We start from the raw sequence: 19,067 nt of genomic DNA on the forward strand, positions 1-19,067 counted from the left end.
ATGGGCCACCAACAGTGAGGGGCCTGATGCGCGTCCAATCGGATGGCGTCCAACGATGCAGGCATCTGGTGGAACATGCTGAGGATCTGACTACCCGTCGTTTTCCCCTTCATCGATTGCGATGGGGAGGCACGCTGAAGCGGTCTGTCGGTCGCCTGCGCTCGCCGTGGCGGCCGGCGCAGACCGCGCCGGTGAAACGCTCAGGCGGACCATCGCCTTGCCCAGTTGCTTCGCATCGAGCAAGGCGGCATCGGCACGCTCCAATACCTGCCCCAGCGATTCCGCGGCATGAAGCTCGGCGACCCCCGCAGAGAACCGCAGCGGCAGGGCGCCACCGGGCACTGACAGGGGTGATCCGGCGAGTGCCTGCTGCAGGCGTTCCAGCAGCAGGCACACATCGTCGCCGCTGCAGTTCATCAGGATCAGGGCGAACTCGTCGCCGCCCAGCCGCGCGATGGTGTCGGCGGGACGCACATGCCGGCGCAGCGTTGCGGCGAAGTGAACCAGCGCGGCGTCGCCGACCGGATGGCCGTGCCGGTCGTTGATGGCCTTGAAGCCATCCAGGTCGATCATCACGCAGCAGGCCGCCATGGCCATCGGGCCGTTGCCCGCCCACCGGTCGCAGGCGCGTCGGAATCCGCGACGGTTCAGGAGTGGCGTGAGATCGTCCTGGTGGAGCAGGTGCTGCGCCTGTTCCAGCGCCCGCTCCAGACCCGCGATGCGCTGCATGACGGCCGAGCGCCGATGTCGCCGCTGGGAATTGGAATGCATGAAGGCCTGTGCGGGGTGAGGAAGAGGGCCTCAGCGTAGTGGTCGGCGGCAGGGGCGCCCAGCAGGAACGGCTGGTTTGGCGCCACCATTTCGAGATCAGGCGCGACCCCCGCGAGCCGATGGATCGAGGAGAATGCCATTCGACTTACATTGGCTCTGCCGTCCGTGTTTGCGCATCACTTCTGGCAGCAACGCCCGGAGGCTTGAAGAGTGGGGTTCGGATGAGATTCTGAACCCATGGACATGTCCCTCGGCATGCCTCCTTCAACCGTTCAGGAGCCCTCCGTATGAAATTCACGAAAGCCGAAATCGACGCCATCATCGAAGCGTCGCCCCGTACCTTCGTTCCCTTCAACAAGCTGGTCCTCTCGCAGAACTATCAGGCGCGCGCCGGTGGCAGCACCCCGAAAATGAGCATCACCGAACTCGCGGCCTCCATCAAGGAATGCGGCGTGTTGCAGAACCTGATCGTCGTCGAGGGCGCGCGCGGCCGCTACGAGGTCTGCGCGGGTGGTCGTCGGCTCGACGCGCTGGCCCTGTTGGCGGGCAACGGCGACCTCGCCGACAACTACCCCGTGCCCGTGCTGATCGTGCCGGCCGACCGGGCGCTGATCGCCAGCCTGTCGGAGAACTGCTTTCACATCCCGATGCATCCCGCCGACGAGTACATGGCCTTCGCCAAGCTGATCGGGCAAGGCAAGTCGGTCGAGGACGTGGCTGCCGCCTTCGGCGTCACGCCGCTGGTGGTCAAGCGCCGCATGAAGCTCGCCACCGTCTCGCCCAAGCTGATGGCCCTTTTTCGCGAAGACCAGATCGGCTTGGACTGCCTGATGGTGCTGGCCGCGGTGGACGATCACCAGAAGCAGGAGCAGACATGGGCCGCGCTGCCGTCGTGGAACCGCCGTCCCGACTACCTGCGCCAACTGCTGACTCAGGGCGAGATCGAGTCCGACCGCGATGCCGTCGCCAAGTACGTGACCCTCAAGGCCTATGAGCAGGCCGGCGGTGCCCTGCGGCGCGACCTGTTCAGCGACGACGACAAGAAGGTCTACCTGCTCGATGTGCCCCTGCTGGAAAAGTTGGCGACCGACAAACTGCAAAAGCGAGCCAAGCAGATCGCGGCCGAAGGCTGGAAATGGGTCGATGTCCGGGTCCGCTATGCCTTCGACGAGTACGTCAAGTACGGCGAACTGCGCAAGACGAAGCGTCAACCGGATGCCGAGGAGGCGGCTGCCCTGGAGGATCTGGATGGTCGCATCGCGGCGCTGCACGCGCAGATGAAAACGCTGGCCGACGAAGACGGCGACGAGGACACCTTCTATCAGCTCGAAAGCGAAACCGAAGGACTGGAGGAACAACGCAAGGCGCTCGACGAAACGCTCAGCGTGTGGCCGGCCGACCTGATCGCCCAGGCCGGCTGCGTGGTCCATGTCGGCCACAACGGCGCCGTCGCGGTGAAGTACGGCCTGATCCGCCCCGAGGATCGCAGCGACATGGTCCAGGCCGCCCGACAGGCCTCTGAAAACGGTACCAACGAGCCACTGGTGTCGCTGCCGTCGCCCAAGACCCGCCCGGTGCATTCCGAGAAGCTGGTGCGTTGCCTTACCGCCCACCGGGTCGCCGCCGTCCAGGCCGAATTGCTCGACCGCCCCGACGTGGCCCTGGCCGCGATCACTGCACATCTGGCGCAGAAGACTTTCCGGGGCAATGACCTCTACTATTGCCGCTCGGAGAACGTCTTCGCCATTAGCGCGACCGACAGCCAATCCGAACTGCGATCTGCCGCCGAGGACATGGAGGCCAGTGCCGCCTGGGCGAAGCTTCAGGCCGAGCGCACCGCCTGGGCCGAGCGGCTGCCGGAGAACCTGGAGGACGTCTTCCCGTGGCTGCTCGCCCAGGAGCAGGCGACGGTGCTGCGCCTGCTGACCTTCGTCGTCGCGGTCACGGTGACAGGTATCTACGGCACCGAGCCCGAGCGGCACAGCAACGAGGCGTTGGCGCGGGCCTTGGGGCTGGACATGACTCAATGGTGGACGGCCACCGGTCCCTCGTACTTCAACCACGTTTCCAAGGCACGCATCCTCGAGGTCGTTACCGAGGCGGTCGATGCCAATGCCGCCAGCCCGCTGGCCGCGCTCAAGAAGGATGCTGTGGTGACGGGGGCGGAACAGACGCTGGCGGGAACCGGCTGGTTGCCGGCGGTGTTGCGGGTTCAGGCTCTGCCGACAGCAGGCGAGTGCTCAGAATCCTTGCCAGGCGAAGAAGCAGAACCGGCAATGGCCGAGTAAGCCTCTGCAATGCAATGCCGTTGAACCGATGCGGGAAGACACGAGGCGCAGGCGCGTCGCGCGACCCTCGCCCGCCGCGGTGGGTGTCGGCAGGAGGGCATCCAGGCTTGAGAGGTAGGTGCAGAGGGCAGACATTCCCAAGGACGAGTCCAAAGTCCAGCCAGCCTGAGCTACCTGGATTTGTGCCAAAAGAGTGCATATAATGTGCGTAAGAGCTGCAGTGCAGTAAATGCTTGCCGGAGAGACGCCATGCCAATGACCGCTGCCTATGCCCCTGCCTTGACCCACGGCTTCGAAGGCTTCCTGGATTTCCTGCGTGACCAGGAAGCCGGACCGGCCGTGCTCTCGCCGAAGCGATTCAGCGACGTGTTGAGCATCGACCTCCAGACGCTGGCCGGGCAGGCCCATGTTCACCGCAACACCTTGAGCCGGGCGCCCGCCTCGGAGAGCGTGCAGCGCTTCATGCGCGAGGCCCTGCGCGTGCTGCGTGCCGCCAACGACCTGACCGGCGATGTCGGCCGGGCCATCTTCTGGTATCGCAACGAACCCCTGCCGCCGTTCAATTACAAGACGGCCGAGCAACTGGTGTCGGAAGGGCGGGCCGAGGATGTGCTGCGCTACGTGGAGTCCCTCGAAGCGGGCGCGGCGGGATGAAGCTGATCCGGCTGGCTGGCGTCACCGCCTATCGCCTGCATGTGCCGAAGTGGGCGGTTGCGCCGACGAGCGGCGCCGGGGCGGCCAAACACGGCGGGCGAGCCAACCGGCCGGGCGTCGAGGCGCTCTATCTGGCCCTCGACACCGAAACGGCGGTGCGGGAATACCAGCAGGTGTCGAGCCTGCTCCCGCCGGGAACCCTGACCAGTTATCAGCTGACGGTCGAGCCGGTGGCGGACTTCACCGCCGGCTACGATGCCTCGGTATGGCCACCGATCTGGGAGGACTTCTACTGCGACTGGCGAGCGTTGTGGTTCAACCAGCGTATCGAGCCGCCGAGTTGGATCGTCGGGGACACGGTGATCGCGGCGGGCGGCAAAGGGATTCTCTTTCCGTCGCAGGCGAGGGTGGGCGGTACCAATCTGGTCCTGTTCGTCAATGCGCTGACGGCGACTGATTCGCTCCAGGTCTACGATCCCGGCCGGTCCTTGCCGCAAAACCAGGACTCCTGGGCAAGGTGATCGTCAGCCATCGCTTTGCACGCCGGAGAACGCTTGTCCGACGTGGCGGTGCGACCGAATCCGCCCGCGGCAGGATGCGTCGGGGGGACCGGTGGCCACCGAGCGAGCCAATGCGGACTTGGGCCAGAAACGACACGGCCATGCAGGCGCCTTGACCGAGTGAAGAAACCCATGCAGGAATCCCCTCAGCAAGCGATAGAACGCTACCTTCGCAGCGGCGAGCACGATGCGCACTTCCGGCCATGGCCGGGGGACGACTACATTGCCCAGGCCCGGTACGGCAGTGTCGCGCTGCGCCACGCACTGATCTCGACGGTACGCCATCGAACGGCGCACGCCGAACTCCCTGCAGCCCTGCCCGAACTGGATGTCGTTGCCTTCACCCGCGGCAAAGTGGGCCCCATGGTGCGGGGATTGTTCCCGGTCCACGAACAGGACTCCGTCCTCGACGTGCTCGGACGCTCGGTCGTCTTTCTCACGCCGGCCACGATCGACGCGGTGCTCGAGCAGACGCCATGGCTCAGTACCGCCTGGGACCTGGCGAACCTCTATCTCGCCGGCGTCGGCACGGAACTCCTGGCTGACGACGCGCCCAACCTTCTCGGCCTCAGCGAAGGAACGACCTGCTACCTGTCGGCCGAATACTTCGGCGCCCCGGGCCGCTTCGACGACTTCCTGGTCCATGAGGCAGCACATATCTTTCACAACTGCAAGCGTCGCACGATCGGATTGCGCGAGACCCGGCGGCGTGAGTGGCTGCTGGAAATCGAGTTCGCCAAGCGCGAGACCTTCGCTTATGCCTGCGAGACCTACAGCCGTATTCACGATTTCGGCCAGGGACTGCGGGCTCGGCAGACACTGCTCGCGGAATACGCGCAGGGGCCGATGCCGGCGGACGACAGATTGGATGTGGACGAATACCTCGACATCCTGCGCGAAGCGGTTGCCGCCAGGAACGGCTGGAAACGCATCCTGGCACGGTGCTCGCCGTCCCAGGGTGGGTAGAGCCACCTTTCTTGATCTTCCCGCAATTCCGCAGGCGCTGCTTTCTCGCGAGAAGCTGCACGGTCCTGGCAGTTCGGAAATAGCGTCCCTCTTGGCCGCGACGGCGGTTAGCAGCGGTACCCGCCATCTCGGCTCCCAACCTCGCCGATTGCGGAAGCGGCGACGAGGCGGGAGATGTCGATGGTCACTTCGTGGCCTGGCCTGTCGAGCCCCACGTTGCTGATCGGCGGAATTGTTGATCCAAGACGAGCAACGCCTCCAAGTCGTCCGGCAGCTCTATACCGATTCGCTGACACATTCCGCGAAAGGCTGCGAGCTGCCTGGCCATCGGCACGTCATGGTTCTTGGCCTGGCATTCCCGAAAGAATGCCACCAAGGCATGGGTGCGTGTTCGCTGTAAGCCATCCGCGATATCGTCGAGCACGTCGATACGCCACAAGGGACTCTCGCGCATGAACTCTGCGGTTGGCACGAATGCCGATTCGCCGGTATCTCGGTCCACATAGAAACCGCGCAGCGTGCGGCGCGATAACAACAACAGGAATTCGTCGCGCGTCGGCACGTCGATGCCGGGGCTCAGCCAGTAAGGACTGCGTCGATTGATCTCGTTCATGTTGGCTCCTTCAAAATGATCCAAAGGGCGTCAGACGTTGACCGGCTGTCGTCAGGTCGCGGGCGAATCGTCGGTATCGGCGCCGTGCACGCGGGGTGGTGGGGTGCCGGGGGCTCCACTGCGACCACCAACCGACTTTCCGCAGTAGGCATCTGCCGCTCTTGCGCGCGCATGCCCCGCCAACTGCGATACCGCCAGCCGCGCCGCCCGATCCAGTTTCGGGGAGACCGGCCCGCCCCCTCGAACCGGCGACGGTACGCCAGCGACATCTTCATAGGCATCGTTAAGAACCTCATGGCGCAGGCCATGGCCTGTCGCGCCCCGCTTGCGCAGGGTGATGCCGAATTTCTCCAGGACGTAATCCAGCCGCCGCAGATTTCGCTTCAGGTCCCGACGCGGATCACCCATGTGGGCGTCGCGACTGTCGACCACGCCTTGGGCAAACTCCAGCGCTGCCAGATGGGCCGGACTGTCCAGGGGAATCCAGCGCACCCGGCCGCCCTTGCCCTTGACCCATGCATACCGATCCGCCTGCTGCTGGTTCTCTGGCAGCCCGGTCTCGCTGAACGGCATGACATGCTGGAATGGCCGGAACTGCACCGACTCCTTGCGCCGCAGCCCCAGGGCCGACATCAGCCGCAGCGACGCACCGACACGGATGTCGAACTTGCAAACTTCGGCGATCACCGCCTCGGCATCGATGTTTTGGGCGCTCCAGCTCTTGTCGCGCTGGGCCGACTCGTGGCGCTGGTACTCCTCGAGGCTCAGGCCGTAGTGGTTCGGCTTGCGCACGAAGCCGTGCTTGCCCATCCACATCGCCAGCCCCCGCAGGAAGCTCAGGTAGGTCTGGATCGTCGCCGGTGCCAGATGCGCCTGCTGCCAGACCTGCACCATGGCGTGGATGTGCTTCTGCCCGAGGTTGCGCGGGTCCGGCACCGTCTTGAAGCCCGCCTTCTGCTTCAGGTCGCGGAAGAAGCGCTGCAGAAACTGCGCGCGTTCCTGCCGCGTCTTGTGCGAGACGGTTTTCTCCAGCGCCGTATGCTGGGTGTTGAAGAGTTGGATCAGGATCTCCAGCACCTTGAGCGGCGGCGCCGTGCCCGGCTGGTAGCGGGCGAGGATTTCCTGGGGGGTCTTGCCCGCCCAACCCTGGGGGCGAGCGGGTTGCTGCTGGCTGGAACGCCCGGGGCTGGCGGGTTCCTGCTGCCGGCGGCGAGATATACGGCGAACAGTCTTGCTGGGGATTGCGTCCGACATGGCGATGGCTCCTAAGTCTGAGGCCCGCCGCCCGAACGGCAAGCCGATGTTGGCGTGGAATCCATAGAGGCCACCGGCAGGACGGATTCCGTTGCCCGCGCCGGTCAGTGGTCAAGAACTTCGGCACCGCGCGCGACCACGGCGTCGCGGCACCTACCCAAGGGTTCGTCGGCCAGCGCGTCCGCGCTCGCCAACTCGGTCGGTCTTAAAAACGAAACGGGTTGATCCGGCCCATCCGTGCATTTCTGCAGCCATGGGGGTGGTGATGCCGGCCGGCCTCTGGGGCGTGGCTTGGGCATCGGCGGCGAGGTCTAGCCTCGCGCCATCTGGTGGATCGGTTCTGGAGTCGTAGCGCCATCCACTCGCATGGGTCCGCCCCTGACCGAAAGTCCAGGGCAGTGTCGAGCTTGTGAGCGAAGGCGCGCGGGGAGCCCAAGGGGGCAAACACGACCGCGCGCTGCGGCGAACCGCGTGCTCAAAGGATGGCGGGAACAGGGGCACGGCATCGGGTGCCGGCCGGGTGCTCTGTTGGCCGTGGCGCGCTTCAGGGAGCGCCCAGCGATGAACGCTGGCCAAGCCACGGCGACTTGCACTACGAAAAATACCTCGGGACCGCCGCCTCAAGGGCGAGGGCATCGTCGGTTCGGGACCGGCGCTTCAAGGGCAGGTAACGACTGCGACGCCTTTTGCTCCGCGATGGAGCGGGGCCAGGATGGCCCTCGGGAAATCGTAGTTGACGCCACGCGGGTAGGGCGGTCAAGTGGGCGGCGCGAAAGCGCGGCGATTCTCGGGAGATTGCGGGTGGCACTTGCTCGCCCGGGAGAGTGCGGTAAGGCGCATTTATTGTCGCAAAGCTGCGGGCAACGAGTCGGCGGGCGGGCTTGACGGGGGAAATCTCTGCCTCTGGTCCTGAGCGGGGCAACTCAGGGCGATGCTCGCGCGGGGACCGCTCCGGCGGCAACTGCCGCGCATGGGGTTGATGCCCGCCATTTGAATGAGAGCGTAGTGACACACACGCCGCTCCGCCGAGGGATGACGCTTTCAAGTGTCAGCGAAATGTCCGTGCATCGCCGGTTCGCTGACAGCGGGCCGGGCCCGATGCCGAAATCGGCCTCATTGAGTGGGGATTTCGTGTGGCGGGATCAGATCGCCCTGTCGATGCTGATCGACCTCAACCCTACTTCGGAGTCTTGCGATGGAATTGATCGTCAGAGCGGTCGATGTCGGATCCGGCAACACCAAATTCGTCACGGCCGCGGCCGGTACCGACATCCGCTGCGCCAGCTTTCCGTCCGTTGCCTATCCGTCGAGCGACGACTCACCGTCGTGGCCGGCGAGTGAGCGCAAGAAAACGGTGTGCATCCCCATCGGCCCGCTGTTCTACGAGGTCGGGCCGGACGTGAGCCTCGCCGCTGATACCTTCCGCGCCAAACAACTGCATGATGAATACACCGAGACGCCCGAGTACATGGCGTTGCTCAGGGGAGCGCTCTCCATGATGAAGGTGAGCCACATCGACCTCCTCGTGGTGGGGCTGCCGGTGGCGCTCTTCGCGGTCAAGAAAGCGGCGCTGGAGAAGGCCATGACCGGCCGGCACGGCATCGGCGGCGGCAAGGTCGTGACGGTCGGCAAGGCCATGGCCGTCGCTCAGCCGCAAGGGGCGCTGGCGCACTTCGCCTCCGAGCACCAGAAAATGGCGATCATCGGCAACGAGCAGAGCCTGATCATCGATCCGGGTTCGCGTACCTTCGACTGGCTGGTGGCCCGAGGCATGCGCCTCGTGCAGAAGCAGAGTTACTCATTCAACCGCGGTATGTCGGACGTGCTGCGCTTGTTGGCGGCCGAGATCACCAAGGATATCGGCTCGCCGTACCGGGACTACGACGCCATCGACCTGGCGCTGCGCACCGGCAAGCAGCCGATGATCTTCCAGAAACCGTACGACATGAAGCGCCTGCTGCCCCTGGCCGAGACCGTCGCCGAGCAGGCCGTGTCGACGATGAAGGAGTGGATCGAGGCACCGCACAGCCTGCAGAACATCATCCTGGTCGGCGGTGGGGCGTTCCTGTTCCGCAAGGCGGTCAAGGCAGCGTTCCCGAAGCACCGCATCCACGAGGTGAAGGAACCGATGTTCGCCAATGTGCGGGGTTTTCAGCTGGCCGGGCAGAACTACGCGCGCAGTTCAATGGCAGCCACCGGGAAGGAGCGTGCCCAAGGCGTGTCGGGAGAGATTGAATGAGCACCGATCATGTGAAGGATCCCAAGCCCATTCGTCTCGTCTTCGAACTGGCGCGGGCCGACCATCCACGTCTGTATGACGAATTGATCCAGTTTCACAAGGGTACCAAGCGGGTCAATCGCCTGCGCGTGCTGGCTTACGATGGTTTGCTGGCGCAGAGCGGTGTCTTCGCCGAGATGGGACGTGGCTCGCCTCATCTGCCTTCCGCAAGTAGCGCGCAGGAGGGCAATGGCGACATCACCAACGACCTCTTCGCGCCAGCGATCGACGCGTGAGCCGGCCATGGGCAAGCGATCGCGCCGGCCGGTGAGCGGCCGGATGGTCAGTGCTTCGGACCTGGCACAGATGGGTCGCTGCGAACGGCTGGTGGTGTTCGAGCATCTCCATGGAACCCGTCGTACGGCCGGGCAGCAGCGAGCCCGGGCACGCGGGCTGGTCGAGCATGAGCACTTCTATAGGGAAGGTTTGGCGGCTTCCGCGCAGGCCGCCCGGAAGGGGCGCTGTTTCATCGCCACCTGCGTGTTCGGCGAGGCTTGGCAGACGGAGGTCCTGCGCCGGTTCAGGGACGAGGCACTGCGACCCAGCGCTTGGGGACGCCGGGTGATCCGCCTCTACTATCGGGGGGCACCCGGCATCTGCGTCGTCCTGCGCCGGTGGCCCCCGTTGCAAGTTCCGGTGCGCATGGTCTTGGGTGCGATAGCGACGGGGCTTCGGTGGTGGTCAGGCTTGCGTGGGGGCGGCAAGTGTCGGCGCTAGCGTGGGGTGTCGGTTGCGCCGTTGCCGTCGTAGGCTTCGCGCTCGTCATGGCGCGGTGGCGATCAATTGAGACCCACGCCGCACGGGCTGAGCGGGCCTCACGACCGGCAGCGCTGCGGGATGCCGAGTTGGTCTACATGGAAAGGCTGTTCCGGGTTTCCACGCCGGTCGGACTGGTGGCGAAGCTTGACCGGGCTTACCGGATGCCCTCCGGCGTGATCGTGTTGGTGGAGTTCAAGACTCGCTGGAGCAACCAGCCCTGCCTGTCGGGCGTGATCCAGTTGTCCGCACAAAGGATGGCGGTGATGGGGCAGACGGGGCAGTCGGTGGCGTCCTACGGGTATGTGTTGGTGAAGGCGCCGGCCCCGCGGGCCTTACCGACCGCGCATCGCGTCAAATTGATAACTGACGAACAGGTGGTGGCCTTGGTCAGGAGGCGGGAAGACGTTCTCGCAGGCCGCGTTCTGCCGCGCTGGTCATACTCTCAGAAGGCGTGCCTGACATGCGCGTTCCGAGCGCAATGCGACCGGATACCTCTTTGAGAAAAATCGGGATATCGCGGACATCGCCCAATCAGTTCCTCACGTTGGCGAAGCTAAGCAATCTGCCGAAGCGGGCCCGGCTTCCACGGCCGTCCGCTTTCGCACGCCGTGATGAAGCTTGCCCAGCGTTCCAGGGCTTCCCGACGTTCTGGAATCTCTTCACGGACATCGTAGATCGCTTCCATGCCCTTCAACGTGTGATTCAGGGCCAGTTCGGAAATCTCTCGGGATATGCCCATGTTGCGCATGTGTCCCTTTGCCGTGCTACGGGTGTCGTGAGGCGTGAATTTTCGGATCTGAATGTCACCGCGCTCGAATGCACGTGAAATAGCGGCCCATAAGGTGGTTTCACCGACGTGGGTATCTCCAAGCCGCCGACGCCGACGCTCGATCCTCGCTGGTAGTACCCATGGAGATTCCCCTGCGAGATCACGCAGGTCCTTGAACCAGTTTGCGACAGTCGGCGTGAGCGGAACCAGGAAGCCCTTCCGCGTCTTCACGGAATCGTCTGGAACCCACCAGGTTGCACCATCAAAGTCGATGTGCTCCCACCGGGCTTTCGCCAGTTCGACGGACCTCACGCAGGTGGCGAGCAGAATCCGGAAGGCCAAGGCGTTTTCCACGCCGATATCGTCTATGTCGGCCAATAGGGTCCGCAACTCCTCTTCGTTCAGCATCACGCGCTTGCGAATCGGTGGGCGTTCTCCCATGAGGGCAATCAGGTCGATTCCAGCGGCGGGGTTGGAGTCAATCAAGCGCTTTCCACACGCATGGGCAAAAAGCAGCTTGCACGAAGTCAGAATTCGCTTCGAAATCGTCCAGGAACGCTTTGCCGACTCAAGCACGTGAACGATCTTGGCCGGCGTGATGTGCCGAACTTCCAGCGACCCGAGCTTGGGCAGTATGACTTTTTCCAGATCCCACTTTCGGTAATAGATGGTCCCTTCAGCGAGGCTGGGCGTCACCAGTTTCTTCTGCTTGTAGTCGTCGATCAATGCGCGGACGGTCCAGGCCATCTTGGACTGCATCTTCTCGACTTTTTTCTTGGCGGCGGGGTCCTCTCCCTTGTCGATTGATACTCTGTGTTCTCTGGCCATCTGGCGGGCTTTGGCGAGCGACAAGTCGGGGTAATTGCCAAGGGTCAGTTCCTTGCGGCGGCCGGCTCCCATCCGGTAGCGGAGTATCCATGTAGCGGTTCCCGCCTCGGACAGGGTGAAAGTCAGGCCACCCCCATCGGAACGGGCAATTGGTGCGCCTTTGTTGACCCAGTGCTTTATCTGGATGTCGTCGAGTACGTTGATCTGGGTTCCCATGATGTCCGACTCCCGGTCAGGATCAATCGAGTCCTTCTTGCCGGCTCCCGGTCACCAGGGTCTGTTGTTGTGGCGACTTTTCCCTCGCATCGATAACCTTTGTCCCACGTTCGCCGCGCCGTTGCTAGCTTGGCTGATCTCGACGTGGTCGGCTGATGCATTGTGCGAAGTGGGTAGCTGCGAGTGATTCTAGCAGCGAGCTACCCATCTAGCTACCCACTTAGCTACCCGGTTTTGACGCGACGTCATGAGACAAAATGCGACGTTGTAGGATGTATGTAGCTGTTTATTAGTTGATTATGTGTTGCTCGTGGGATGTATTGAAACGTCGTTGGATGTGGATTGAACTCGCAGGTTGCGATTTTCATCGGTGATCCAACCCAACTGAAGGGTTTTCCGGAAAGTGGGCGTGTGGCCCACGCGAACTGCTGGCCGCCGTCAGAAATCCTGTACCGAAGGCCTGAATATTGCTGGCCCGGACTGACGCACAGCAAGCCACCACAGCCAAGTTCATGATTGCTTGAACAAGTATGTTATCTTACGATGGTCTGGACGAATCCGCGACGCGGAGGCAGCAAGGGCGGCACACTCTGATGACAACAAGACTTCCCCCTTGAACGAGAGGCTCTCCGCCGACGCAACGGGTGATCATCTTACGATGAGCACATCGCCGGAAGCAACGTTTGCCCGCAACTGACTGCACTTGCCACACCTGCAGTTCAAGGGGCTGCAACCGAAGACGATCGACACCATCCACCGCAACATGGCCGCCTGGCAGCCTGATTTCCGGAGTCAGCACACTTGAAAATCCTCGTGACCGGCGCCGCCGGCTTCATCGGCATGCACACGGTGCAGAGCCTGCTGCGTCGCGGCGACAGCGTCGTGGGCATCGACAATCTCAACGACTACTATGAGGTCAGCCTCAAGCACGCGCGCCTGGCGGTGCTCGCCGGGCAGGGCGATTTCCGGTTCATCGAGATGGACATCGCCGACCGCCAGGCGATGGCGACGCTGTTTGCCGACGAAGGTTTTGCGCGCGTGATCCACCTGGCGGCGCAGGCCGGGGTGCGCTACTCGCTGCTCAATCCCAATGCCTACGTCGACAGCAATCTGGTGGGCTTCGTGAATGTGCTTGAGGGCTGCCGACACAGCGGCGTGCAACACCTGGTCTACGCGTCGAGTTCGAGCGTCTATGGCGGCAACAGGCGGATGCCCTTCGCCGAACACGACAACGTCGATCACCCGGTCAGCCTGTACGCGGCGACGAAAAAAGCCAACGAGTTGATGGCGCATACCTATAGTCATCTCTACCGCTTGCCGACCACCGGCCTGCGCTTCTTCACCGTTTACGGCCCCTGGGGTCGGCCGGACATGGCGCCCTTCCTGTTTACCCGCGCGATCCTCGCCGGGCGCCCGATCGATGTTTTCAATCACGGCCAGATGCAGCGCGACTTCACCTACGTCGATGACATCGTCGAAGCGGTGCTGCGCGTCAACGATCGTGTGCCTGAGGCAGATCCCGCGTACACTGCCGAAAGTCCTGACCCGGCCACGAGCGACGCCCCGTACCGGGTATTCAACATCGGCAATCATCAGCCCGTGCCCTTGCTGAGCTTCATCGCCTGCATCGAGCAGCGGCTGGGGCGCGTAGCAGAGAAACGGATGCTGCCGATGCAGCCGGGCGACGTAGCGGCGACCTACGCCGACACGTCCGCGCTGGCGCAGTGGGTCGACTTTGCACCGAGTACGCCGCTGCCGGAAGGCATCGGGCGCTTCGTCGATTGGTATCGCCATTATTACAAGGTCTGAAAGGAAAGTACCGTCATATGAAAGTTACCGTCATCGGCACCGGCTACGTCGGACTGGTCACCGGCGCCTGTCTATCGGAAATGGGCAACCATGTGGTGTGCCTGGATGTGGATGAACGCAAGATCGAGATCCTCAACAGCGGCGGCATCCCGATCCATGAACCGGGGCTGGAGCAGATGGTGAGCCGCAACGCCGCGGCTGGACGCCTGCAGTTCACGACCGATGTGGTCGCCGCGGTGCATCACGGCACGCTGCAGTTCATCGGCGTCGGCACACCGCCCGACGAGGACGGTTCCGCCGATCTCCAGTATGTGCTGGCGGCGGCGCGCAGCATCGGACGCCACATGACCGATTACAAGGTCATCGTCGACAAGAGCACGGTGCCGGTGGGCACCGCCGACCGGGTGCGTGCCGCAGTGCACGAGGCGCTGACCGAACGCGGCCTGAGCATGGAATTTGCGGTGGTCAGCAATCCCGAATTCCTGAAGGAAGGTGCCGCGGTCGACGATTTCATGCGCCCCGACCGGATCATCGTCGGCGCCGACGATGAACGCGCGACGCTGTTGATGCGCGCGATCTATGCGCCATTTTCGCGCAACCGCGACAAGCTGCAACTGATGGATACGCGCAGTGCCGAGCTGACCAAGTATGCGGCCAACGCCATGCTGGCGACGCGCATCAGTTTCATGAACGAACTCGCTCACCTGGCTGAGCGCGTCGGGGCAGACATCGAACTGGTGCGCCACGGCATCGGCAGCGACCCGCGCATCGGCACGCACTTTCTCTACGCCGGCACCGGCTACGGTGGCTCGTGTTTCCCCAAGGATGTCAAAGCCCTGATTCGCGCCGGTCACGACACGGGTGTCAATCTCGGCGTGCTGGTGGCCGTGGAAGCCGCCAACGAGGCCCAGAAGCGGGTGTTGGTCGACAAGGTGGTCGCCCGTTTCGGGGAGGAACTGCAGGGACGCACGTTCGCACTCTGGGGACTGGCCTTCAAGCCCAACACCGACGACATGCGGGAGGCGCCGAGTCGGGTGATCGTCCACGAACTCCTGCGCCGCGGCGCGGCGATCCAGGCCTACGACCCCGTGGCCATGGACGAGGCGCGGCGGGTGTTCGGTGACCTCCCCGGTCTCAGTTTCGCCGGCAACCAGGCCGATGCCCTGCGCGACGCGGATGCCTTGCTGATTGCGACCGAATGGCGCGAGTTCAAGAGCCCGGATTTCGAGCAGATGCGCGTGCTGCTCAAGGAAGCCCTGATCTTCGATGGCCGCAACCTCTTCGACCCTGCTCTGGTACGCGGCCAGGGGATCGAGTACCACGCGATCGGACGGCCTGGAGGCGAGCAGCAGAGCCTTCCGGGCTGAGCACGACGCACGTCGGCCGCTGGCCGGGCTGGCATCGTCCAGCCCGGTGCCGGTTTATGGGGGGCACCAGCGGGGTCTCTGGCGACGACAGCGCTTCCGTAAGCACCTCGAAGTTCAGGAACACATGATGAATGACCTCTACGCCCGACCCGAACCCTCTCGGTCGGAGATCGACGCGATGCCGGGCAACCTGCTCATCGAGTTCGGGACACCCTGGTGTGGCCACTGTATCGCGGCGCAGCCCCTGCTTGCCAGCGTCCTGGCCGGCTACCCTGATCTGCGGCATATCAGGATCGAGGACGGCCCGGGGCGTGCCCTGGGCCGTTCATTTCGCGTCAAGCTGTGGCCGACGCTGGTGTTGATGGCGCACGGACAGGAAGTCGCGCGTCTGGTTCGCCCGGCGAGTTCGCAAGACATCCGCGCTGCCATCGGCAGGCTCATCTGCCCTGGCTGATCGATTCGCTGCAGTCCTGACACTGGCCAGCTTTGTCCTTCAAGGCCTCTCCTGGCTGCTCGCAGCGTCGCGAGTTACTCACCCCTTGTCGAGCCAGCCGAGCAGGGTCACGAAAAGCAGTTCAGGATCGACCGGCTTGCTGATGAAATCATTCATGCCTGCCGCCAGGCAGCGCGATCTCTCCTCGGCCAGGGCGTTGGCGGTCATGGCGATGATCGGCAGGCGTGCACGGTCGGGTATCTGCCGGATACGCTGCGTGGCCTCGATGCCATCCATTGCCGGCATCTGGATGTCCATCAACACCAGCGCGTAGTCATTGCTCCGGGCCAGTTCGACGGCCTGCACCCCATCACGAGCCAGATCGACCGAGAAACCGATCGTCTCGCCCAGCAATTCCTGCACCATGACCTGCGTCATCAGGTCGTCTTCGGCCAGCAACAGTCGGGTGCCGCGATAGGCGGTTTGCAGCCGCCGCTCCGCGTCGCTGGCGGAGGCCACCGTGCGCTCTGAAGGGACGCCGTTCCTGCTCGCCATCGGGAAACGCAGCGAGAAGGAGAAGGTACTGCCGGTGCCAGGGGTACTCACCACTTCGAGGGTGCCGCCCATCAGACGCACCAGCCGGTTACAGATCGTCAGACCGAGGCCGGTGCCGCCGAACTGCCGGGTCGTCGAGCCATCGGCCTGCTCGAAGGGGTCAAAGATTCGCCGCAGGGCCTCAGCTCCGATGCCGACTCCGGTATCCCGAACCGTGCAGCGGATATCCAGGTCCTGGTCGGTCTCGCGCGCGATCTGCACGCTCAGGGTGACGCTGCCGTGCGCGGTGAACTTGAGGGCATTGCCCGCCAGATTGAGCAGCACCTGTTGCAGGCGCAGAGGATCCCCGATCACCGCCAGCCTGGCGAGCCGCGGATCGATTTCGCGGATCCACCGCAGGCCCTTGGCCTCTGCCCGGTCGCAGAGCAGATTGTCGAGGACGGTGGCGATATTGCCGAAGGTGAACGCCGTCTGCTCAAGAGTCATACGATCGGCATCGATCTTGGAGAGGTCGAGCACGTCGTTGATCAGTTGCAGCAAGTGGTTTGCCGAACTGGTGATCTTGGCCAGCTTGTCGCGCTGACGGGGATCGGTGTTGTTGCGGGCGAGCAGGTGCGTCAGTCCAATGATCGCGTTCATCGGCGTTCGCAGCTCGTGGCTCATGTTCGCCAGGAAGGTGCTCTTGGCGCGGTTGGCGGACTCGGCCGCCTCCTTGGCGATGGACAAGGCGAGCGTACGTTCGCTGACGATCTCTTCGAGATGGTCGCGATGGCGCCGCAGCTCGGCGTTGGACGTGTCAAGTTCGGCGGATTTCTGGTGCAGCGCGGCCTCCACTTCCTGGCGGCGCGCAATCTCGTCGGAAAGCGCCCGGTTGCGTTGCTCCAGTTCGGCCTGGTGACGAGCCGAAGCGGCGTACTCAGCCTGCAATTGCACGGTGCGTTGTCGCATCCGCTGCAAGACGAATGTCGTCAACAACAGCGCCGTCGAGCAGGCGCCGAGGAAATAGAGGTAAGCTGGCGAGGCCATCTGGCCGTAGACGTCGGTTTCCGAACTGAGCGTGAGCATCGACAACGGCGCGCCGGCGATCGCCGTGCGCAGGGCAAGCAGATTGCCGAACTGATCGGCATCGGGGATATCCCGCACGGGAATCAGCCGGTTTTCCGGCAGCCGCGAAAATGCACGCGCGACGGTTCCCGACAATTCCGTCAACTGGCCGGCGGAGGGGATGCTGGTCCCCTCCTCGGTCAACAGAAACTCCTGATAGTTGTCGACAGCGTCGCCATTGCCGCGGCGACCGATGAGCAGCAGCGACAACAGACGCAGGTCGCTGACGGTCAGCACCGCGCCTTGGAAGACGCCCTTGTAGATGACCGGTGAACTGGCGACGATCAGTCCATTGCGCGCGTCCACCCGCAGGTAGGGCGCTGGCGCGGGCAGCGACGGCACCGCGTTGGCCGGCGCAGCCTTGCCTGCTGCGGCCAGGATCGATCCGTCTTCGCCAAGAAAGACGATCTGCCGGTAGATCGCCTGCTCGCGCAGCGTCTTCTGTTCGATCTGCCGTCGAAAGCGCTGCTCGATGGCATCGAGACTGGCGCCCAGGCCATATTGCAGGGACATTTCGAGTGCCCGATTGACCAGATACGCTTCCATCTCATGGCTGCCGGCCAGTTCGGCTGCCGCTTGCCGCCTCTCGCCCACAAAGTCCGCAACCGCAGCGGCGCGGCGTTCGCTGTCGGCGACCAGGCGTGCTTCGCTGGCGGCTCGCAGTTGCGTCTGCGACGAATGCAGGCTCCACAGGAGAATCGCCGTGCAGGCGGCAAGGCCGACGCCAACGATCAGCGGCCAGAGCAGTCGGAAGCGGTGATAAAGCGACATGCTCGGCAGTCAGTGGTGTTTGGAAAAGTGGCCGGGAAAGTCGCGGCGGAGCCGGGGGTAATACTTGTCCACCAGTCGGTCGAACTGCCGTTCACCCGGATCTGGCGAAGGTCGGCGTTTAAGGAGTCCAGACAGCTTCGCCCCCATGATCAGCAGACTTTTCATCGCCGTTCTCGTCTCCGGGTTTCCTGCCATACCATTTCCGGTCTGGCGATCCCAACAATACGCTGCGTGCAGCTTGATCCCGACGGCCTGCAATCAGCAGGCATCAAGGATTCTACGCCGCGGATGTCCCTTGCGCCAGACTGGATTTCTCTGGGGCACGGTGAAGCTTCTCGCCGCTCCACCTCACGCATGATATGCGTCCCGACGGTCGTGCGCGTGCGCTCGCCAGCGAGACTCCCGGTTTGTGTGGATTCGCTCACGGCAATTGTCGTGCTGCGCTGTTAGGCTACTTGCAGTTAAATCAAGGATGCCTCGATCGCGCAGGGCGGGCCTGGAAACCGTGCCGCGGGTTTGTCGGCGGCGATCGGAAGTGGCGTCCTCATCACCGGCTGGAAGGAGAAAATTTAGAGGAAAACCCTAACTTTTCCACCGGATATTCCCTATAATGATGCTGCACTGCAACAAAATCCCGCCAACGAGGTTCCATCCGGCTGGTTACAGTGCCTGGCGTCGCCAGCATCTCAGGAGCACTAGCATGAAAGCACCAAAAATATTGCCGTGGATTGCCCACAAGACCGGCATCAGCGAAGAACTTGCACTCAAGCTGTGGCGTCGCGCCGCCGGGGAAGCGCAGGTAATGACCGGTTGCTGCAACAGTTCGGCGTATTACCGTCTGGCTGTCGAGCGTTTTATCGATTTTGCCGAAGCCGAGGGTAGCCGCTGCGTGGTACGCCAGTCGGTCGGCAGCAGGAACTGTGTATCCTGGCTGTGGCGCCACCAGAACCGGATCTCGAAACTGAATCTGATCACCGCCGAAAATGTCGTGCGATTGTGGCAAACCAATTTGAGCAACCTCTTCGGCGTACAGCGGCACGCCGTCTGAAGACTCCCGCGGCGACCTCGCGCA

At 63.6% G+C, this 19,067-nt stretch carries 18 protein-coding genes; 12 read left to right on the forward strand and 6 right to left on the reverse strand.

What is annotated here, in order from left to right; translation table 11 throughout:
* Positions 1 to 90: 90 nt before the first annotated feature.
* Positions 91 to 729 carry a GGDEF domain-containing protein gene (locus AC15MQ_RS16155; RefSeq protein ID WP_483080665.1) on the reverse strand — a complete coding sequence of 213 codons (639 nt, stop codon included), beginning with the start codon at positions 727 to 729 and terminating at the stop codon, positions 91 to 93.
* A 329-nt stretch (positions 730 to 1,058) separates the two neighbouring features.
* Between AC15MQ_RS16155 and AC15MQ_RS16160 the strand changes: the two genes are divergently transcribed.
* The 4 genes from AC15MQ_RS16160 to AC15MQ_RS16175 all read left to right on the forward strand — a co-directional run bounded on the left by AC15MQ_RS16160 (position 1,059) and on the right by AC15MQ_RS16175 (position 5,239).
* The gene (locus AC15MQ_RS16160; RefSeq protein WP_483080666.1) at positions 1,059 to 3,059 is read left to right on the forward strand and encodes a ParB/RepB/Spo0J family partition protein; all 2,001 of its coding nucleotides are present in this window, start codon (positions 1,059 to 1,061) and stop codon (positions 3,057 to 3,059) included.
* A 249-nt stretch (positions 3,060 to 3,308) separates the two neighbouring features.
* A complete protein-coding gene (locus AC15MQ_RS16165; protein WP_150430405.1) occupies positions 3,309 to 3,713 on the forward strand; it encodes an antitoxin Xre/MbcA/ParS toxin-binding domain-containing protein in 405 nt (134 codons plus the stop codon).
* Positions 3,710 to 4,234, forward strand: coding sequence for an RES family NAD+ phosphorylase (locus tag AC15MQ_RS16170; protein WP_483080667.1), 525 nt, complete (start codon positions 3,710 to 3,712; stop codon positions 4,232 to 4,234). The genes AC15MQ_RS16165 and AC15MQ_RS16170 overlap by 4 nt, the downstream gene beginning before the upstream one ends.
* Positions 4,235 to 4,405: 171 nt before the next feature.
* Complete coding sequence (locus AC15MQ_RS16175) at positions 4,406 to 5,239, forward strand: hypothetical protein (protein ID WP_324594641.1); 834 nt, start codon at positions 4,406 to 4,408, stop codon at positions 5,237 to 5,239.
* Between the two features lie 184 nt (positions 5,240 to 5,423).
* Here the strand turns inward: AC15MQ_RS16175 and AC15MQ_RS16180 are convergent, their stop codons facing one another.
* Together AC15MQ_RS16180 and AC15MQ_RS16185 are read right to left on the reverse strand one after the other, a co-directional pair.
* On the reverse strand, positions 5,424 to 5,852 hold the full coding sequence (locus AC15MQ_RS16180) for a hypothetical protein (RefSeq protein ID WP_042330558.1): 429 nt from the start codon (positions 5,850 to 5,852) through the stop codon (positions 5,424 to 5,426).
* 51 nt (positions 5,853 to 5,903) lie between these two features.
* Positions 5,904 to 7,106 carry a phage integrase N-terminal domain-containing protein gene (locus AC15MQ_RS16185; RefSeq protein WP_042330559.1) on the reverse strand — a complete coding sequence of 401 codons (1,203 nt, stop codon included), beginning with the start codon at positions 7,104 to 7,106 and terminating at the stop codon, positions 5,904 to 5,906.
* Positions 7,107 to 8,301: 1,195 nt separating this feature from the next.
* On the opposite strand from AC15MQ_RS16185, the gene AC15MQ_RS16190 reads away from it, so the two are divergent.
* Genes AC15MQ_RS16190 through AC15MQ_RS16205 form a run of 4 tightly spaced genes read left to right on the forward strand, consistent with a single transcriptional unit; the run spans position 8,302 to position 10,643 of the window.
* Positions 8,302 to 9,345, forward strand: a complete 1,044-nt coding sequence (locus AC15MQ_RS16190) for a PRTRC system protein D (protein WP_042330560.1) — start codon at positions 8,302 to 8,304, stop codon at positions 9,343 to 9,345.
* Entirely contained in the window at positions 9,342 to 9,620 is a 279-nt protein-coding gene (locus AC15MQ_RS16195; protein ID WP_042330561.1) for a hypothetical protein, read from the forward strand. The genes AC15MQ_RS16190 and AC15MQ_RS16195 overlap by 4 nt, the downstream gene beginning before the upstream one ends.
* 7 nt (positions 9,621 to 9,627) lie before the next feature.
* On the forward strand, positions 9,628 to 10,101 hold the full coding sequence (locus AC15MQ_RS16200) for a CFI-box-CTERM domain-containing protein (RefSeq protein WP_483080668.1): 474 nt from the start codon (positions 9,628 to 9,630) through the stop codon (positions 10,099 to 10,101).
* 47 nt (positions 10,102 to 10,148) lie between these two features.
* Positions 10,149 to 10,643, forward strand: coding sequence for a PD-(D/E)XK nuclease family protein (locus AC15MQ_RS16205; protein WP_483080827.1), 495 nt, complete (start codon positions 10,149 to 10,151; stop codon positions 10,641 to 10,643).
* Between the two features lie 53 nt (positions 10,644 to 10,696).
* Here the strand turns inward: AC15MQ_RS16205 and AC15MQ_RS16210 are convergent, their stop codons facing one another.
* Positions 10,697 to 11,956 carry a tyrosine-type recombinase/integrase gene (locus tag AC15MQ_RS16210; protein WP_483080669.1) on the reverse strand — a complete coding sequence of 420 codons (1,260 nt, stop codon included), beginning with the start codon at positions 11,954 to 11,956 and terminating at the stop codon, positions 10,697 to 10,699.
* An 801-nt stretch (positions 11,957 to 12,757) separates the two neighbouring features.
* On the opposite strand from AC15MQ_RS16210, the gene AC15MQ_RS16215 reads away from it, so the two are divergent.
* The 3 genes from AC15MQ_RS16215 to AC15MQ_RS16225 all read left to right on the forward strand — a co-directional run bounded on the left by AC15MQ_RS16215 (position 12,758) and on the right by AC15MQ_RS16225 (position 15,586).
* Positions 12,758 to 13,765: an NAD-dependent epimerase gene (locus AC15MQ_RS16215; RefSeq protein ID WP_287668389.1), complete on the forward strand. Its 1,008-nt coding sequence runs from the start codon at positions 12,758 to 12,760 to the stop codon at positions 13,763 to 13,765.
* A 17-nt stretch (positions 13,766 to 13,782) separates the two neighbouring features.
* On the forward strand, positions 13,783 to 15,132 hold the full coding sequence (locus AC15MQ_RS16220) for a UDP-glucose dehydrogenase family protein (RefSeq protein ID WP_287668387.1): 1,350 nt from the start codon (positions 13,783 to 13,785) through the stop codon (positions 15,130 to 15,132).
* 127 nt (positions 15,133 to 15,259) lie between these two features.
* Positions 15,260 to 15,586, forward strand: a complete 327-nt coding sequence (locus AC15MQ_RS16225; RefSeq protein ID WP_483080670.1) for a thioredoxin family protein — start codon at positions 15,260 to 15,262, stop codon at positions 15,584 to 15,586.
* 78 nt (positions 15,587 to 15,664) lie between these two features.
* On the opposite strand, the gene AC15MQ_RS16230 is transcribed toward AC15MQ_RS16225, so the two are convergent.
* Both AC15MQ_RS16230 and AC15MQ_RS16235 read right to left on the reverse strand, forming a co-directional pair.
* Entirely contained in the window at positions 15,665 to 17,995 is a 2,331-nt protein-coding gene (locus tag AC15MQ_RS16230; RefSeq protein ID WP_287652401.1) for a hybrid sensor histidine kinase/response regulator, read from the reverse strand.
* 9 nt (positions 17,996 to 18,004) lie between these two features.
* A complete protein-coding gene (locus tag AC15MQ_RS16235) occupies positions 18,005 to 18,160 on the reverse strand; it encodes a hypothetical protein (protein ID WP_287668380.1) in 156 nt (51 codons plus the stop codon).
* Between the two features lie 535 nt (positions 18,161 to 18,695).
* On the opposite strand from AC15MQ_RS16235, the gene AC15MQ_RS16240 reads away from it, so the two are divergent.
* Positions 18,696 to 19,043 carry a hypothetical protein gene (locus tag AC15MQ_RS16240; RefSeq protein WP_287652399.1) on the forward strand — a complete coding sequence of 116 codons (348 nt, stop codon included), beginning with the start codon at positions 18,696 to 18,698 and terminating at the stop codon, positions 19,041 to 19,043.
* Positions 19,044 to 19,067: the final 24 nt, after the last annotated feature.

The organism is Candidatus Accumulibacter propinquus, from assembly GCF_056856495.1.

Excerpts from the sequence above, each read along its gene's own strand:
- AC15MQ_RS16230 (WP_287652401.1), bottom strand. The coding sequence starts at position 17,995 with ATGTCGCTTTATCACCGCTTCCGACTGCTCTGGCCGCTGATCGTTGGC.
- AC15MQ_RS16205 (WP_483080827.1), top strand. The coding sequence starts at position 10,149 with ATGGCGCGGTGGCGATCAATTGAGACCCACGCCGCACGGGCTGAGCGG.
- AC15MQ_RS16210 (WP_483080669.1), bottom strand. The coding sequence starts at position 11,956 with ATGGGAACCCAGATCAACGTACTCGACGACATCCAGATAAAGCACTGG.
- AC15MQ_RS16190 (WP_042330560.1), top strand. The coding sequence starts at position 8,302 with ATGGAATTGATCGTCAGAGCGGTCGATGTCGGATCCGGCAACACCAAA.
- AC15MQ_RS16200 (WP_483080668.1), top strand. The coding sequence starts at position 9,628 with ATGGGCAAGCGATCGCGCCGGCCGGTGAGCGGCCGGATGGTCAGTGCT.
- AC15MQ_RS16165 (WP_150430405.1), top strand. The coding sequence starts at position 3,309 with ATGCCAATGACCGCTGCCTATGCCCCTGCCTTGACCCACGGCTTCGAA.
- AC15MQ_RS16225 (WP_483080670.1), top strand. The coding sequence starts at position 15,260 with ATGAATGACCTCTACGCCCGACCCGAACCCTCTCGGTCGGAGATCGAC.
- AC15MQ_RS16220 (WP_287668387.1), top strand. The coding sequence starts at position 13,783 with ATGAAAGTTACCGTCATCGGCACCGGCTACGTCGGACTGGTCACCGGC.
- AC15MQ_RS16235 (WP_287668380.1), bottom strand. The coding sequence starts at position 18,160 with ATGAAAAGTCTGCTGATCATGGGGGCGAAGCTGTCTGGACTCCTTAAA.
- AC15MQ_RS16160 (WP_483080666.1), top strand. The coding sequence starts at position 1,059 with ATGAAATTCACGAAAGCCGAAATCGACGCCATCATCGAAGCGTCGCCC.
- AC15MQ_RS16155 (WP_483080665.1), bottom strand. The coding sequence starts at position 729 with ATGCAGCGCATCGCGGGTCTGGAGCGGGCGCTGGAACAGGCGCAGCAC.
- AC15MQ_RS16180 (WP_042330558.1), bottom strand. The coding sequence starts at position 5,852 with ATGAACGAGATCAATCGACGCAGTCCTTACTGGCTGAGCCCCGGCATC.
- AC15MQ_RS16195 (WP_042330561.1), top strand. The coding sequence starts at position 9,342 with ATGAGCACCGATCATGTGAAGGATCCCAAGCCCATTCGTCTCGTCTTC.
- AC15MQ_RS16170 (WP_483080667.1), top strand. The coding sequence starts at position 3,710 with ATGAAGCTGATCCGGCTGGCTGGCGTCACCGCCTATCGCCTGCATGTG.
- AC15MQ_RS16185 (WP_042330559.1), bottom strand. The coding sequence starts at position 7,106 with ATGTCGGACGCAATCCCCAGCAAGACTGTTCGCCGTATATCTCGCCGC.
- AC15MQ_RS16240 (WP_287652399.1), top strand. The coding sequence starts at position 18,696 with ATGAAAGCACCAAAAATATTGCCGTGGATTGCCCACAAGACCGGCATC.
- AC15MQ_RS16175 (WP_324594641.1), top strand. The coding sequence starts at position 4,406 with ATGCAGGAATCCCCTCAGCAAGCGATAGAACGCTACCTTCGCAGCGGC.